This is a genomic window from Bradyrhizobium sp. SZCCT0231 (genome assembly GCF_018130245.1).
GTDB classification, from domain to species: domain Bacteria; phylum Pseudomonadota; class Alphaproteobacteria; order Rhizobiales; family Xanthobacteraceae; genus Bradyrhizobium; species Bradyrhizobium japonicum_F.
The window spans coordinates 185,279-199,350 of sequence record NZ_JAFCKP010000003.1; the positions used below are offsets into that span (position 1 = coordinate 185,279).

Genomic DNA, 14,072 nt, shown 5'->3' on the forward strand with positions numbered 1-14,072 from the left:
GCGCGCGCAAATCATGATCCAGGAGCGGCTATGATCGCCGTGGCGCTATGGTCAGTGGCGGCTCTGCTGGCGCTGGCGCCTGCGGGAGTCGTGCTGTCGACGCGCCCGCGCGGCTCGATCATCCTCTACGGCGGATGCCTGATCGCCACATCGACGCTATGTATCACGGCGCTGTCAGACCTGCTCTTTTTCCCTCATCTGACGCCGAGTGCGACCCTGCCGATCGGCCTGCCCTGGCTCGGTGCGCATTTCCGGCTCGATGCGCTGTCCGCCTTCTTCCTCGTCGTCGTCAATCTCGGCGGCGCCGCTGCGAGCCTGTTCGCGCTCGGCTATGGCCGGCACGAGGACTCCCCCGGCCGCGTGCTGCCGTTCTATCCCGCCTATCTCGCGGGGATGAACGTCGTCGTGCTGGCAAACGATGCCTTCAGCTTCCTGGTCGCCTGGGAATTCATGTCGCTGACCTCCTGGGCAATGGTGGTCTCGCATCACCGGGAGGCCGAGAATGTCCGCGCTGGCTATGTCTATCTCTTGATGGCAAGTTTCGGCACGCTGGTGCTGCTGCTCGCTTTCGGCCTGCTCGCCAGCGGCGCCGGTTACGATTTCGATGCGATCCGAGCCTCGCATCCTTCCGCTGCGCTGAGCGGCGTGGTGATGATCCTCATGCTGCTGGGCGCCGGCTCCAAGGCTGGCCTGGTGCCGCTGCATGCTTGGCTGCCGCTCGCCCATCCCGCCGCACCCAGCCACGTCTCCGGCCTCATGAGCGGCGTCATGACCAAGGTCGCCGTCTACGGCTTCGTGCGCATCGTCTTCGATCTTCTGCCCGAACCGGTGTGGTGGTGGAGCATGGTGGTGCTGCTGGTCGGCGGTCCGTCGGCGACGCTGGGCGTGCTCTATGCGCTGATGCAGCGCGATATCAAGCGCGTGCTCGCTTATTCGACGATTGAGAATATCGGCATCATCTTCACCGGCCTCGGGCTGGCGCTGGCTTTCAAGGCGGAAGGGCTCGACTGGGTGGCGGCGCTCGCGTTCACCGCGGCGATGCTGCATGTCTTCAATCATGCGCTGTTCAAGAGCCTGTTGTTCTTCGGCGCCGGCGCGGTGCTGGGAGCAACCGGCGAGCGCGACATGGAGAAGCTCGGCGGGCTGATCCATCGCATGCCGAAGACGGCGTTCGCGGTGCTGGTCGGCTGCGTCGCGATCTCGGCATTGCCGCCATTCAACGGCTTCGTTTCGGAATGGCTGACCTTCCAGGCGATTCTGCTCTCACCGCAGCTGCCCTCCTGGGGCCTCAAGCTGATCATTCCGGCGGTCGGCGGTTTGCTGGCGCTTGCGGCCGCCTTTGCCGCGGCCTGCTTCGTCAAGCTCTATGGCATCAGCTTCCTCGGCCGGCCGCGTTCGGATGTCGCGGCGTCAGCACATGAGACCGACCGCTTCTCGCTGACCGCGATGCTCGTGCTTGCCGCCCTTTGCCTCGTTGCCGGCATCCTGCCCGGGTTGTTCATCGATGCGCTGGCGCCGGTGAGCAAGAGCATGGTCGGCAACATCATGCCGCATCAAGTCGGATTGCAGTGGCTCACCATCGTGCCGATCGCCGAAAGCCGCAGCTCCTATAACGGCCTTCTGGTGTTCCTGTTCGCGGCACTCTGCGGCACGACGGCGGCGACGGCCATTCACCGTTTCGCCTCCGACCGCTTACGCCGCGCGCCGGCCTGGGATTGCGGCTATCCCGATCCGAACCCTTTGATCCAGTACTCGGCCTCCAGCTTCTCGCAGCCGATCCGCCGCGTGTTCGGCGGCGTCATCTTTGCCGCGCGCGAGATCGGCGAGATGCCGCCGCCGTCCTCGCCGCTTCCTGCGCGGCTCAAGGTCGAATTGCGCGATCTGATCTGGGATGCGCTGTACGCGCCGATTGCGAAGGCCATCGGCTTTGCGACCGACCGCATCAATATCCTGCAGTTCCTCACCATCCGCCGCTACCTGACGCTGGTCTTCGTGGCGCTGATCGTGCTGCTGCTGGTGGTGGCACTATGAATGCGCTGCGCGATATCCTCTCCCAGGGCGCCGAGATGTTGCTGGTGCTGGGGCTCGCGCCGCTGCTGACGGGTTTCGTGCGCAAGGTGAAGGCTCGGCTGCTACGCCGGCGCGGGCCGCCGCTGCTCCAACCCTATCGCGACCTCATCCGCCTGATGCGCAAGGACGTCGTGCTCGCCAACAACGCATCCTGGCTGTTCCGCGTCATTCCCTATCTGATCTTCGCGGGCACCTGGGTCGCCGCCTCGCTGGTGCCGACTTTCGGCAATGGCCTGTTGTTCTCCTGGACCGCCGATCTCATCGCCATCATTGCGCTGCTCGGCAGCGCCCGTTTCTTCCAGGCGCTCGCCGGCATGGACGTCGGCACCGCCTTCGGCGGCATCGGCTCCAGCCGCGAGGTCATGATCGCCTCCCTCGCCGAGCCCGCGATGCTGATCACGGTGTTCTCGGTTGCGATGATCGCCGGCTCGACGCAGCTCTCCAACGTGGCCGAGTTCATGGGCTCGGACGCGGTCGGTCTGCGTGTGTCCCTGGGCATGGCGTTCGTGGCACTGACCATCGTAGCGCTGGCGGAGAATGCCCGCATCCCCGTCGATAACCCCGCCACCCATCTCGAGCTCACCATGGTGCACGAGGCCATGGTGCTGGAATATTCGGGCCGGCATCTCGCGCTGATCGATCTGTCGTCGCAGCTCAAGCTCCTGCTCTATGTCTCGCTGATCGCCTGCGTGTTCCTGCCATGGGGCACGGCGACTGCGGACGCGGGCGTTGCGAGGCTCGTCTTTGGCGCGCTGCTCTATTTCGGCAAGCTGGCGGTGCTTGGCTTTTTGCTCGCCGTGTTCGAGACGTCGATCGCCAAGATGCGCGTGTTCCGGATTCCGGAGTTCTTGGGCGCGGCGCTGATGCTGGCGTTGCTTGCCACCCTGTTGCGCTTCGTGTCGGGGAGCCTCTGAGAGATGAGCAGCCTGCAATTCGACATCGCCCATCTGCTCGCCGGCTCCCTCGTGCTGGCGAGCTTCATGATGCTCTATCAGGACCGGCTCTATGCGCTGCTCAATGTCTATGCGCTGCATGCCGGCGTGCTGGCGCTATCGGTAGCCTGGCAGGCCTATGTGCAGCAAGCGCCGCATCTCTATGTCACGGCGCTGATCGCGCTGGTCTTCAAGGCCATCATCATCCCGGTGGCGCTGCACCGGATCATCAAGCGGCTCGGTATCCATCGCGAGATCGAGAATGCGATCGGCGTCGGGTTGACCATGATGGCCGGCATCGGCCTCGTCGCGCTGTCGATGGTGGTGATGCTGCGGGTGACGCCGGGCGCCGACGCGCTCGCGCGCGAGGACCTTGCCTTCGCGCTGTCGGTGGTGCTGCTGGGGCTCCTGATCATGGTGACGCGACGCAACGCCGTGAGCCAGGTCGTCGGATTCATGTCGCTGGAGAACGGGCTGGTGCTGGCGGCGACCGGCGCCAAGGGCATGCCGCTGGTGGTCGAGATCAGCGTCGCCTTCTCGGTGCTGATCGCCTTCATCGTGATCGGCATCTTCCTGTTCCGCATCCGCGAGCGTTTCGACAGCGTGGACGTGCAGGAGCTTGATCGCTTTCGCGGAGAGCGGCGATGAGCATCGACGCCCTCAGCGCCATCCTCTTGATTCCGGCATTCTCGGCGGCGCTGCTGGCAATCTTGCCCGGCTACCGGCTGACGGCGAAGCTGAACGTCGTGGCAGCGCTCGCGACCTTCCTCACCTCACTCTCGCTGTTCGTGGTCGAACCGGTATCGGGGCAGTATCTGCTGATGGACGACCTCAACAAGGTCTTCATCGTGCTGACCACCTTCGTCAGCTTCACCACGTCGGTGTTCAGCGCGAGCTACATCCAGCACGAGATCGAGACCGGTCGCCTGGCGCCGGCGTTCCTGCGCTTCTATCACGCGATGTATCAGACGCTGATGTTCGCGATGAACCTCGCGCTCCTCGCCAACAATATCGGCCTGATGTGGGTCGCGGTCGAGGTGGCGACGCTGACGACCGTCCTGATGGTCGGCATCTACCGGACCCACGAGGCGCTGGAGGCAGCCTGGAAATATTTCATCCTCGGTAGCGTCGGCATCGCGCTCGCGCTGTTCGGCACCATCCTGGTCTATATGGCGGCGCGCCCCGTGGTGGGCGAGGGGCTGGACGGCATGGTATGGACGGTGCTGGTGAAGCACGCCGCACAATTCGACCCGGCGTTGCTCAACGTCGCCTTTGCCTTCCTCCTGCTCGGCTACGGCACCAAGGTCGGCCTCGCACCGCTGCATGCTTGGTTGCCGGATGCGCATGCCGAGGGCCCGACGCCGATCTCGGCGGTGCTGTCCGGCCTGTTGCTCAATGTCGCGCTCTATGCGCTCCTGCGCTTCAAGATGATGCTCGCGGTCAACTCTGCGGCGATCGCGCCGGGTCCGTTGATGGTGACCATGGGCCTGATGTCGGTGATCTTCGCCGCGCTGATGCTGTACCGGCGCCGCGACATCAAGCGGATGTTCGCCTATTCCTCGATCGAGCATATGGGCATCATCGTCTTCGCCTTCGGCATGGGCGGGCCGCTCGCGAATTTCGCAGGGCTGTTGCATATGACCATGCATTCGCTGACCAAGTCGGCGATCTTCTTCGCGGTCGGCCACATTGCGCAGGTCAAGGGCACGCAGAAGATCGCCGACATCGGCGGGCTCACGGTGACCAATCCCGTGCTCGGCTGGGGATTGATGCTCGGCGTCATCGCCATCGTCGGGCTACCGCCGCTCGGCATCTTCATGAGCGAGTTCCTGGTGGTGAGCTCGACTTTCGCCCGCGCGCCCGGGCTGACGGTGATCCTGGTGCTCGGCATCATCATCGCGCTCGGCGGGCTTTTCTTGCGGATCGGCCCGGTGATGTTCGGCGAGCCCAAGGGCAAGACCGCGCCCGCGGAAGCCTCCTACGTGCCGATGTTCACGCATCTCGGATTGGTTCTGATGGCCGGCATCTATCTGCCGCCGGTGCTGGTCACCGGCTTCCAGAACGTCGCGAAGCTCCTGGGGTAGGCCATGGGCATCCTCGACAGCATCCCCCATGTCAATGCGGTGCCGTCGCACCGGCCCTGGCCGCGCGCGGTCGTGACGGAGGCGGGCTGGCAGGCGGCGATCGATCGGCTGGTCGAGGGAGGCCTCACACTGCTCGGCTTCTGGGGCGAGCCGACCGCGGTGCATATGGCGATGCTCGATGGAGGCTCGGCCGAGATCGCGGTCGTGACCTACGCGTGTACGGCCGGCACATTTCCAAGCGTCGCCAGCCGTCATCCGCCGGCGCTTCGGCTCGAGCGGACCATTCATGATCTGTTCGGGCTTGTTCCGGCCGGCGCTGACGATCTGCGGCCATGGCTCGATCACTACGTCTGGGGCAAGTCCTATCCGCTCTCCGGCCGCAACGCATCGCGCGACGTGCAGCCGTACCAGTTCCTGCCGGCCGAGGGCGAGGCGTTGCACCAGGTGGCGGTCGGCCCGGTCCATGCCGGGATCATCGAGCCCGGCCATTTCCGCTTCACCGCCAATGGCGAGCATGTGGTGCGGCTGGAGCAGTGGCTCGGCTACACCCACAAGGGCATCGAGTCGCTGATGCAGGGCGCGAGCCTCGAGGCCGCGGCAAAGCTCGCCAACCGCACTTCCGGCGACAGCGCGGTGGCCTACGCCTTCGCCTTTGCCCGCGCGGCGGAAGCCGCGCTCGACGTCGAGGTGCCCAGGCGCGCGACGTACTTGCGGGCGCTGATGGCGGAATTGGAGCGGCTCGCCAATCATTTCGGCGACATCGGCGCGATCTGCAACGATGCGTCGTTCGCGCTGATGCACGCCCAGACCGGCATTTTGCGCGAGCGGACCCTGCGCGCTGCGGATGCTGCGTTCGGCCATCGCCTGATGATGGACGTCGTGGTGCCCGGCGGCGTGGCGCGCGACATCGCGCCGGACGGTATCCCGGCGCTGCGAACGCTGCTTGCTGAAATCAAGAAGGTATTCCCGCGCCTGATCGAGCTTTACGACAACACCGCATCCTTGCAGGACCGCACCGTCACCACGGGCATCGTGAAGGCGGACTATGCGCGGCAGTTCGGCGCCGGCGGCTATGTCGGCCGCGCCTCGGGTCGAAATTTCGATGCACGACGCACGCTTGCTTACGCGCCCTACGATCAATTGTCGTTCGAGGTGCCGGTGCTGGAAGCCGGCGATGTCAACGCACGGGTCTGGATCCGCATCCGCGAGGTCGAGCAGAGCGTCGAGCTGATCGCGCAGATCCTCGACCTGATGGAGCCGGGCGAGATCAGCAGCGCGACGCCAGCGGGGCGCGGCGCTTGCGAAGGCCTGGCGCTGACGGAAGCTTTCCGCGGCGACGTGCTGGTGTGGCTGCGGCTCGATGGCGAGTTGCGCGTCGAACGCTGCCACCTGCGCGACGCCTCGTGGTTCCAGTGGCCGCTGCTGGAAACTGCGATCGAGGGCAACATCATTGCCGACTTTCCGCTCTGCAACAAGTCGTTCAACTGTTCCTATTCGGGCGCGGACCTCTAAGCCATGCGCAAGACCCTGCTCGAAAGCCTCACCCATGGCTCGCTGACGGAGCCCGCGCCGGCGCCGGACGAGGCGGCGCTGGCGGAGCTTGCAGCGAAAGTCGACCGCGCCGCCCAGGCCAGGCTTGGGCGTTCTCTTGCCATTCGCGAGGTCGATGCCGGGTCCTGCAACGGCTGCGAGCTGGAGATCCACGCGCTCTCCAACGCCTTCTACGACATCGAACGTTTCGGCCTGCGCTTCGTCGCCTCGCCGCGCCACGCCGACGTGCTGCTGGTCACGGGTCCGGTGACGAAGAACATGCGACAGGCGCTGGAGCGGACCTACAACGCGACGCCCGATCCGAAATGGGTCGTCGCGGTCGGCGGCTGCGCGATCGATGGCGGCATTTTCAGAGGCAGCTACGCCTGCGTCGGCGGCGTGTCCGAGACCATTCCGGTGGATCTGCACATCGCGGGCTGCCCGCCGTCGCCGACGGACTTGTTGAAGGGCCTGCTCGCGCTGCTGGAGCACGTCAGCGGCAAACGGTAAGCCGCGCCCACGCTAATCCACCAAAATCACCCTGACGTCGTTCACATTGGTCAGCGTCGGGCCGGGCTGCAGCAGGTCGCCGGTCGCCTCGAAGAACGCCGTCGCGTCGTTGTTGTCGAGATAGGCCTGCGGCTGCAGCCCTTGCGTCTTCATCTTCGCGAAGGTCGCAGCGTCGATCAGCGCGCCGGCGGGGTCGGTGGGGTTGCCGGCGCCGCCGTCGGCGCCGTCGGTGTCGCCGGCGAGCGCCGAAATGTCCGGCGTGTCCTTGAGCAGCTCGGCGAGCGCCAGCGCGTATTCCTGGTTCGGCCCGCCGCGCCCATTGCCGCGCACGGTGACCGTGAGCTCGCCGCCGGAGAGGATCGCGACGCGCTTGCCCTGGGCGCGTGCCTGCAGCGCCAGGCTGGCATGATCGGCTGCGACCTCGCGGGCCTCGCCTTCGAGATCGGCGCCGAGATCGATCGTCTCGTAGCCGGACTCGCGCGCGAGCTTCACCGCGGCGTCCAGCGATTGCTTGGGCCGCGCGATCAGCTCGAAATGCGCGCGCGCAAACGCCGCGTCGCCCGGCTTGCAGCTCTCGTTATTGGGATCGTCGAGGGCGCGGCGCACGGCATCGTCGATGTCGAGCCTGTACTTGGCCACGATCGCGCGCGCATCCGCCAGCGTCGTCGCGTCGGGCACGGTGGGGCCGGAGGCGATCGCGGAAGGATCGTCATGCGGCACGTCGGAGATCGCGAGCGTGACGATCTCGGCGGCATTCCTGCCGGCGCGCGCGAGCCGGCCACCCTTGATGCGCGACAGGTGCTTGCGCACGACATTCATCTCGCCGATCGGCGCACCCGAGCGCAGCAGCGCCTTGTTGACGGCCTGCTTCTGCGCGAAGCTGATGCCGTCCACGGGCGCGATCCAGTTCGCCGAGCCGCCGCCGGTGAGCAGCACCAGCAGCAGATCGTCAGGGCCGGCCTCGCCGGCGAGCGCCAGCGTGTCGGCTGCGCCCTTGAGGCCGGCTTCGTCGGGCACGGGATGACCGGCCTCGACCACGCGGATGCGGCGTGTCGGCACACCGTAGCCGTGGCGCGTGGTGGCGATGCCGACCAGCCGCTCCGGCGCGAGCTTGAGCGTGTCGAGATAGTGCCGTTCCGCCGACGCGGCCATCGCGCCGGCACCCTTGCCGGCGGCGAGACAGATCACGCGTCCCTTGGGCACAGGCCGCAAGTGCGGTGCCAGCACCACATTGGGATGGGCGGCGGCAACGGCGGCGTCGTAGAGCGCGCGGAGCAAGGGACGGCGGTCGGTCATGACGAAGGCCTTCGGCAGACAGGAGAGATCGGCGACAAGCGCCAGTCACATGCCTACCGCATCGGGCGCGAAAGCGTAAGCAGGCTTTACCATCATTCGATTGTGCAATCGCGTGATCATAATCGGCGCGCAAGCAAAAGCCCCCTGCGTGAGCTCGCAGGGGGCTTGTTTTCCGTGCTTTTTTGCGGCTAGCCGCCGGCGTCGGCGCTGATCACGTCGCCGAACAGATCCCATTTGTCGCCCTTGAACTTCATGAGCTGGAGCGAACTGATCGGTGCGAAGTCGTTCGCGCCGGTGTTGATCTTGATGCCGGGCAGCAGCACTTCGGTGCGGAAATCCTTCAGGCTCGCCGCCTGCTTCATGACGTTCTCGCGCGTGAGATTGTCGCCGCACTTCTTCAGCACTTCGACCAGCGTCTGTGCCACGCCATAGCCCACGATGGTGCCGCCGTCGAGCTTGTCTCCTTCCGGGAAATATTTCGTCATGAAGTCGAGGAAGCCCTTCATGCCGGCATCGTCCTTCCACTGCGGATCGGAGACGTCCTTCAGATACGCGGCCGAGATGATGTCCTGCGAGTTCTCGAAGCCGGCGGGCTTGATCACACTGCCGACCGAGGCCGAGACGTTGTTGAGGAAGTGAGTCGGTTTCCAGCCGATTTCGGAGATCTTCTTGATCGCCTGTGCCGCGAATTTCGGCGTGGTGATGTTGATGAAGACGTCGGCGCCGGTCGCCTTCAGCTTGACGATGTGATTGTCGATGGTCGGCTCCGAAGTCTCGTAGCTTTCCTCCAGCACGATCATGCTTGCGCCCTTGGCGCCGAGGCCGTCTTTCAGGCCCTTCAAATAGTCCTTGCCGTAATCGTCGTTCTGGTAAAGGACGCCGATCTTGGCATTTGGCATGGCCTTCAGGATGTACTTCGCGTAGATCTGCGTCTCGCTCTGGTAGTTGGGCTGCCAGCCCATGGTCCAGGCGAAGTTCCGCGGATCGTTCCACTTGGTGGCGCCGGTGGCGACGAACAGCTGCGGCACCTTCTTCGAGTTCATGTATTTCTGGATCGCCGTGTTCGGCGGTGTGCCGAGCGAGTTGAAGACCAGCAGCACCTCGTCGCTCTCGACCAGCTTGCGGGCCTGCTCCACCGTCTTCGGCGGTGAGTACGCGTCGTCGTAGGAGACGAAATTGATCTTGCGGCCGTTGATGCCGCCCTCGTCGTTGACCTTCTTGAAGTAGGCGGCTTCGGTGCGCCCGATGATGCCATAGGCGGAGGCCGGTCCGCTGTAGGGCATGATGTTGCCGATCTTGACCTCGGTGTCGGTCGCGCCGGTATCGTATTTCTTCTGGGCCGATGCAGTTGAGGTCGAAGCCGCGATGAGCGTGAGCGCCAATGATGCGGCCGCGAGCTTGCCGGTGACAGCAGGCATTCCAATCTCCCTGTTTTTCTTTGTGTGTGCGTCCCTTTTCTTGTCTCGTTTTTTCGCGACGCGGCCGCAATTCAATACGATTTGCCCGAACGCTTCAAGGAAAAGCCCCTGCGGCATGGCCGCAGGGGCTGCGTCTTTAGCCGATTTGGCTACATCTTGAGCAACTGGGTAAGGTCAGCCGCCGACGTCTCCGCTCAGGACCTCGCCAAATCGCTCCCAATGCTCGCCCTTGAATCGGATCAACTGGAGCTGCGAGAGTGGCGCGAAATCGGTGGCCGAGGTGTTGACCTTGATGCCCGGCAACAGGCCGGCCGGCTCGTAGTCCTTGATATTGGCGGCCTGCTTCATGACGTTCTCGCGGGTCAGATTGTCGCCGCAGGATTTCAGCACGTGCGCCAGGCCTTGCGCGACGACGTAGCCGTACATCACCGAGGCGTCGGCGCGGTTCGCTTCCGGATAGTACTTGTCCAGGAATTCGTTCCAGCCGATCATCGCCTTGTCGTCCTTCCACTGCGCGTCGGTCGGATCCATGAAATATTGCGACGAGATGATGTCCTGGGCGTTCTCGAAGCCGGCCGGCTTGATCACGCTGCCGATCGAGGCCGAGACGTTGTTGAGGAAGTGCAGCGGCTTCCAGCCGATCTCGGCGTTCTTCTTGATCGCCTGTGCCGCGAATTTCGGCGTCGTGATGTTGAAGAACACGTCGGCGCCGGTCGCCTTGAGCTTGACGATGTGGGAGTCGATTGTCGGCTCCGATACCTCGTAGCTTTCCTCCACCACGATCATCGAGGTCTTGGCGCCGAGCCCGTCCTTGAAGCCCTTCAGATAGTCTTTGCCGTAATCGTCGTTCTGGTAGAGCACGGCGATCTTGGCGTTCGGATGGTTCTTCAGGATGTACTTGGCGTAGATGATCGACTCGATCTGGTAGTTGGGCTGCCAGCCCATCGTCCACGGGAAGTTTCGCGGATCGTTCCACTTGGTGGCGCCGGTGGCGACGAACAGCTGCGGCACCTTCTTCGAGTTCATGTATTTCTGGATCGCGGAGTTAGGCGGCGTGCCGAGCGATTGGAAGATCAGCAGCACCTCGTCGCTCTCGACCAGCTTGCGCGCCTGTTCGACTGTCTTCGGCGGCGAGTAGGCGTCGTCATAGCTGATGAAGTTGATCTTGCGGCCGTTGATGCCGCCTTCTGCGTTGATCTTGCGGAAATAGGCCTCCTCGGTCTTGCCGATCACGCCGTAGGCGGAGGCCGGTCCGCTGTAGGGCATGATGTTGCCGATCTTGATTTCGGTGTCGGATGCACCGGTATCGTATTTCTTCTGCGCGGACGCCGTCGTGGAAAGGGCGGCAGCCAGCACGAGGGCAGCCGAGAGGGCCCCCAATCGCACATGCATTGCAGGCATCTTGTTCTCCCTGGGCAGGTTTGAATGTGTCGATTATTCTTGTTGGGAGCGATCGTTGTCGCTCCGTCGCCTATTCAATACCTATCCACGGCCGGCAGCAAGAAGAACGCCCCGCATGAGCGTCGCAGCATCGGCGATCTCCTCGACGACGATGCTGAATATTCCGGCGCGAGAGATTTCGGGCCGCCGATCCACCGCTCGAGTTGCTCTACGCAGGCGCGGCTATCTTGAATTGCGCCGCCGCGGCGCTCAGTGGCCGATGCCGCTCGAGATGATATCGCCGAACAGCTCCCACTTCCGGCCTTTGAACCGCATCATCTGGAGCTGTTCGATCGGGGCGAAATTGTCCGGCGCGGTATTAACCTTGATGCCGGGCAGCAGCGTATCGGGCTCGAAGTCCTTCAGGCTGGCGGCCTGCTTCATGACATTCTCGCGGGTGAGATCGTCGCCGCACATCTGCAGCACCTTCACCATGGTCTGTGCGGCGGCATAGCCGAACACGACGCCGGCATCGAGCTTGTTGGCCTTGGGGTCGTATTGGACGAGGAAGTTGTAGAACTTCTTCATGCCGTCATCGGCATTCCACTGCGGATCGGAGCCGTCCTTGGTGTAGCTCGCCGACAGGACGCCTTGCGAGATCTCGAAGCCCGCCGGTTCGATCACGCCGCCGACCGAGGCCGAGACGTTGGAGATGATCTGGACCGGATGCCAGTTGATTTCCGCCGCCTTCTTGATCGCCTGCGCTGTGAATTTCGGCGTGGTGATGCTGATGAAGACGTCGGCGCCGGACGCCTTCAATTTGACGACGTGCTCGTCGATCGCCGCCTCCGAGGTGTTGTAGGCTTCTTCCAGCACGATCATCGAAGCCTTGGCCCCGAGACCCTCTTTCAGCCCCGTCAGATAGTCCTTGCCGAAATCGTCGTTCTGGTAGAGCACGCCGATCTTTCCGTCCGGCTTCTCCTTCATGACGTACTTGGCGTAGATGCGCGCCTCGCTCACGTAGCTCGGCTGCCAGCCCATGGTCCAGGGATATTGCCTGGGATCGTTCCATTTCGACGCGCCGCTCGCCACGAACAGTTGCGGCACCTTCTTCTCGTTCATGTATTTGCGGATGGCGCTGTTGGTGGAGGTGCCGAGCGAGCCGAAGATCAACAGCACACCGTCGCTCTCGACCAGCTTGCGCGCCTGCTCCACCGTTTTCGGCGGCGAATAGCCGTCGTCATAGGAGATGAATTTGATCTTGCGGCCGTTGATGCCGCCCTCGGCATTGACCTTGTTGAAATAGGCCTCCTCGGCCTTGCCGATCGCGGCATAGGCGGAGGCCGGACCGCTATAGGGCATGATGTTACCGATCTTGATCTCGGTATCGGAAGCGCCGCTGTCGTATTTCTTCTGCGCCAGCACTTCGCTGCTCATTGCAGTGCACAACGCGAATGCGACGCAGAGGGTCGCAACCTGAAAACGAACGGCAGTCATTGTTCTCCTACCCCGACCTGGATCGGCGCCGCATTGAACAAGATTGCGGCCAGACGTCAACAAAAAGCCCCCGCGGTTGCCCGCGGGGGCTCTTCGCGCTGAATTGTTGCGTCAGCGTGTCATTCGGAGGCGATGTCGCCGCTGATGATCTCGCCGAACAGTTCCCACTTCTCGCCCTTGAAGCGCATCATCTGGAGCTGCGCGATCGGAGCGAAGTCGCCGGCGCCGGTGTTGATCTTGACGCCGGGCAGCAGGGTATCCGGCGCAAAGTCCTTCAGGCTCGCCGCCTGTTTCATGAGGTTGGCGCGGGTGAAATCGTCACCGCACATTTCCAGCACCTTGGCCAGGGTCGACGCGGCGCCGTAGCCATAGACCATGCTGGTGTCGGATTTGTCGGCGCCCGGCATGTACTTGTCGACGAACTCGTTCCACCTCTTCATGCCGGGATCGTTGGCCCACTGCGGATCCGTCGAATCCTTGGCATAGGCCGCCGACAGCACGCCCTGCGCATTCTCGAAGCCGGCCGGCTTCATCACGCTGCCGACCGAGATCGACACGTTGGTGAGGATCTGGAGCGGCTTCCAGCTGAGCTCGGCGGTCTTCTTGATGGTCTGCGCCGCGAATTTCGGCGTCGCGTAGATCAGCAGCACGTCGGGATTGGCCGCCTTGATCTTGACGATGTGGCCGTCGATCGACGGCTCGGAGACCTCGTAGCTCTCTTCCATGATGATCATGGAGGAGGCCTTGGCGCCGAGCCCGTCCTTGGTGCCCTTGAGGTAGTCTTTGCCGAAGTCGTCGTTCTGATAGAGGATCGCGATCTTGGCGTCGGGCTTCTCCTTCATCAGCCATTTCGCGTAGATGTGCGCTTCGCTCTGGTAGGAGGGCTGCCAGCCGATGGTCCAGGGGAAGTTCTTCGGATCGTTCCACTTGGTCGCGCCGGTGGCGACGAACAGCTGCGGGATCTTCTTGGCGTTGAGGTATTTCTGGATCGCCGTGTTCGAGGGCGTGCCGAGCGGGTTGAAGACGGCCAGCACCTCGTCGCTCTCGACCAGCTTGCGGACCTGCTCGACGGCTTTCGGCGGCGAATAGCCGTCGTCATAGGTCACGAAATTGATCTTGCGGCCGTTGATGCCGCCCTTGTCGTTGATCATCTTGAAATAGGCTTCTTCGGTCTTGCCGATGATGCCATAGGCCGACGCCGGACCGCTGTACGGCATGATGTTGCCGATCTTGATCTCGGTATCGGACGCGCCGGTGTCGTATTTCTTTTGGGCGAGTGCAGCGCCGGAGGTGAGGGTAATGGCCGCCGTTGCCGTGACCAGCGCGGCGGCTCGCAGTGTTCTTCCAAAAAGCAA

11 protein-coding genes are annotated in these 14,072 nt (G+C 63.7%); 6 read left to right on the plus strand and 5 right to left on the minus strand.

What is annotated here, in order from left to right; genetic code table 11:
* Positions 1–30: 30 nt before the first annotated feature.
* Genes hyfB through JQ566_RS11295 form a run of 6 tightly spaced genes read left to right on the plus strand, consistent with a single transcriptional unit; the run spans position 31 to position 7,126 of the window.
* Entirely contained in the window at positions 31–2,031 is a 2,001-nt protein-coding gene (hyfB, locus tag JQ566_RS11270) for a hydrogenase 4 subunit B (RefSeq protein ID WP_212372305.1), read from the plus strand.
* A complete protein-coding gene (locus JQ566_RS11275) occupies positions 2,028–2,984 on the plus strand; it encodes a respiratory chain complex I subunit 1 family protein (protein ID WP_212372306.1) in 957 nt (318 codons plus the stop codon). Before hyfB ends, JQ566_RS11275 begins: the two co-directional genes overlap by 4 nt.
* Before the next feature lie 3 nt (positions 2,985–2,987).
* Entirely contained in the window at positions 2,988–3,650 is a 663-nt protein-coding gene (locus JQ566_RS11280; RefSeq protein ID WP_212372307.1) for a hydrogenase-4 component E, read from the plus strand.
* The gene (locus tag JQ566_RS11285; protein ID WP_212372308.1) at positions 3,647–5,086 is read left to right on the plus strand and encodes a hydrogenase 4 subunit F; all 1,440 of its coding nucleotides are present in this window, start codon (positions 3,647–3,649) and stop codon (positions 5,084–5,086) included. Before JQ566_RS11280 ends, JQ566_RS11285 begins: the two co-directional genes overlap by 4 nt.
* A gap of 3 nt (positions 5,087–5,089) precedes the next feature.
* Positions 5,090–6,598 carry a hydrogenase large subunit gene (locus JQ566_RS11290; protein ID WP_212372309.1) on the plus strand — a complete coding sequence of 503 codons (1,509 nt, stop codon included), beginning with the start codon at positions 5,090–5,092 and terminating at the stop codon, positions 6,596–6,598.
* Positions 6,599–6,601: 3 nt separating this feature from the next.
* The gene (locus tag JQ566_RS11295) at positions 6,602–7,126 is read left to right on the plus strand and encodes an NADH-quinone oxidoreductase subunit B family protein (protein WP_212372310.1); all 525 of its coding nucleotides are present in this window, start codon (positions 6,602–6,604) and stop codon (positions 7,124–7,126) included.
* 12 nt (positions 7,127–7,138) lie between these two features.
* Here JQ566_RS11295 and JQ566_RS11300 read toward each other — a convergent pair whose 3' ends face one another.
* From JQ566_RS11300 to JQ566_RS11320, 5 genes are all read right to left on the minus strand, one after another.
* The gene (locus tag JQ566_RS11300) at positions 7,139–8,422 is read right to left on the minus strand and encodes a glycerate kinase type-2 family protein (protein WP_212372311.1); all 1,284 of its coding nucleotides are present in this window, start codon (positions 8,420–8,422) and stop codon (positions 7,139–7,141) included.
* A 188-nt stretch (positions 8,423–8,610) separates the two neighbouring features.
* Complete coding sequence (locus tag JQ566_RS11305; RefSeq protein ID WP_212372312.1) at positions 8,611–9,840, minus strand: ABC transporter substrate-binding protein; 1,230 nt, start codon at positions 9,838–9,840, stop codon at positions 8,611–8,613.
* Between the two features lie 174 nt (positions 9,841–10,014).
* The gene (locus JQ566_RS11310) at positions 10,015–11,241 is read right to left on the minus strand and encodes an ABC transporter substrate-binding protein (RefSeq protein ID WP_212372313.1); all 1,227 of its coding nucleotides are present in this window, start codon (positions 11,239–11,241) and stop codon (positions 10,015–10,017) included.
* 249 nt (positions 11,242–11,490) lie between these two features.
* On the minus strand, positions 11,491–12,717 hold the full coding sequence (locus JQ566_RS11315; RefSeq protein WP_212372314.1) for an ABC transporter substrate-binding protein: 1,227 nt from the start codon (positions 12,715–12,717) through the stop codon (positions 11,491–11,493).
* A gap of 119 nt (positions 12,718–12,836) precedes the next feature.
* Complete coding sequence (locus tag JQ566_RS11320; protein WP_212372315.1) at positions 12,837–14,072, minus strand: ABC transporter substrate-binding protein; 1,236 nt, start codon at positions 14,070–14,072, stop codon at positions 12,837–12,839.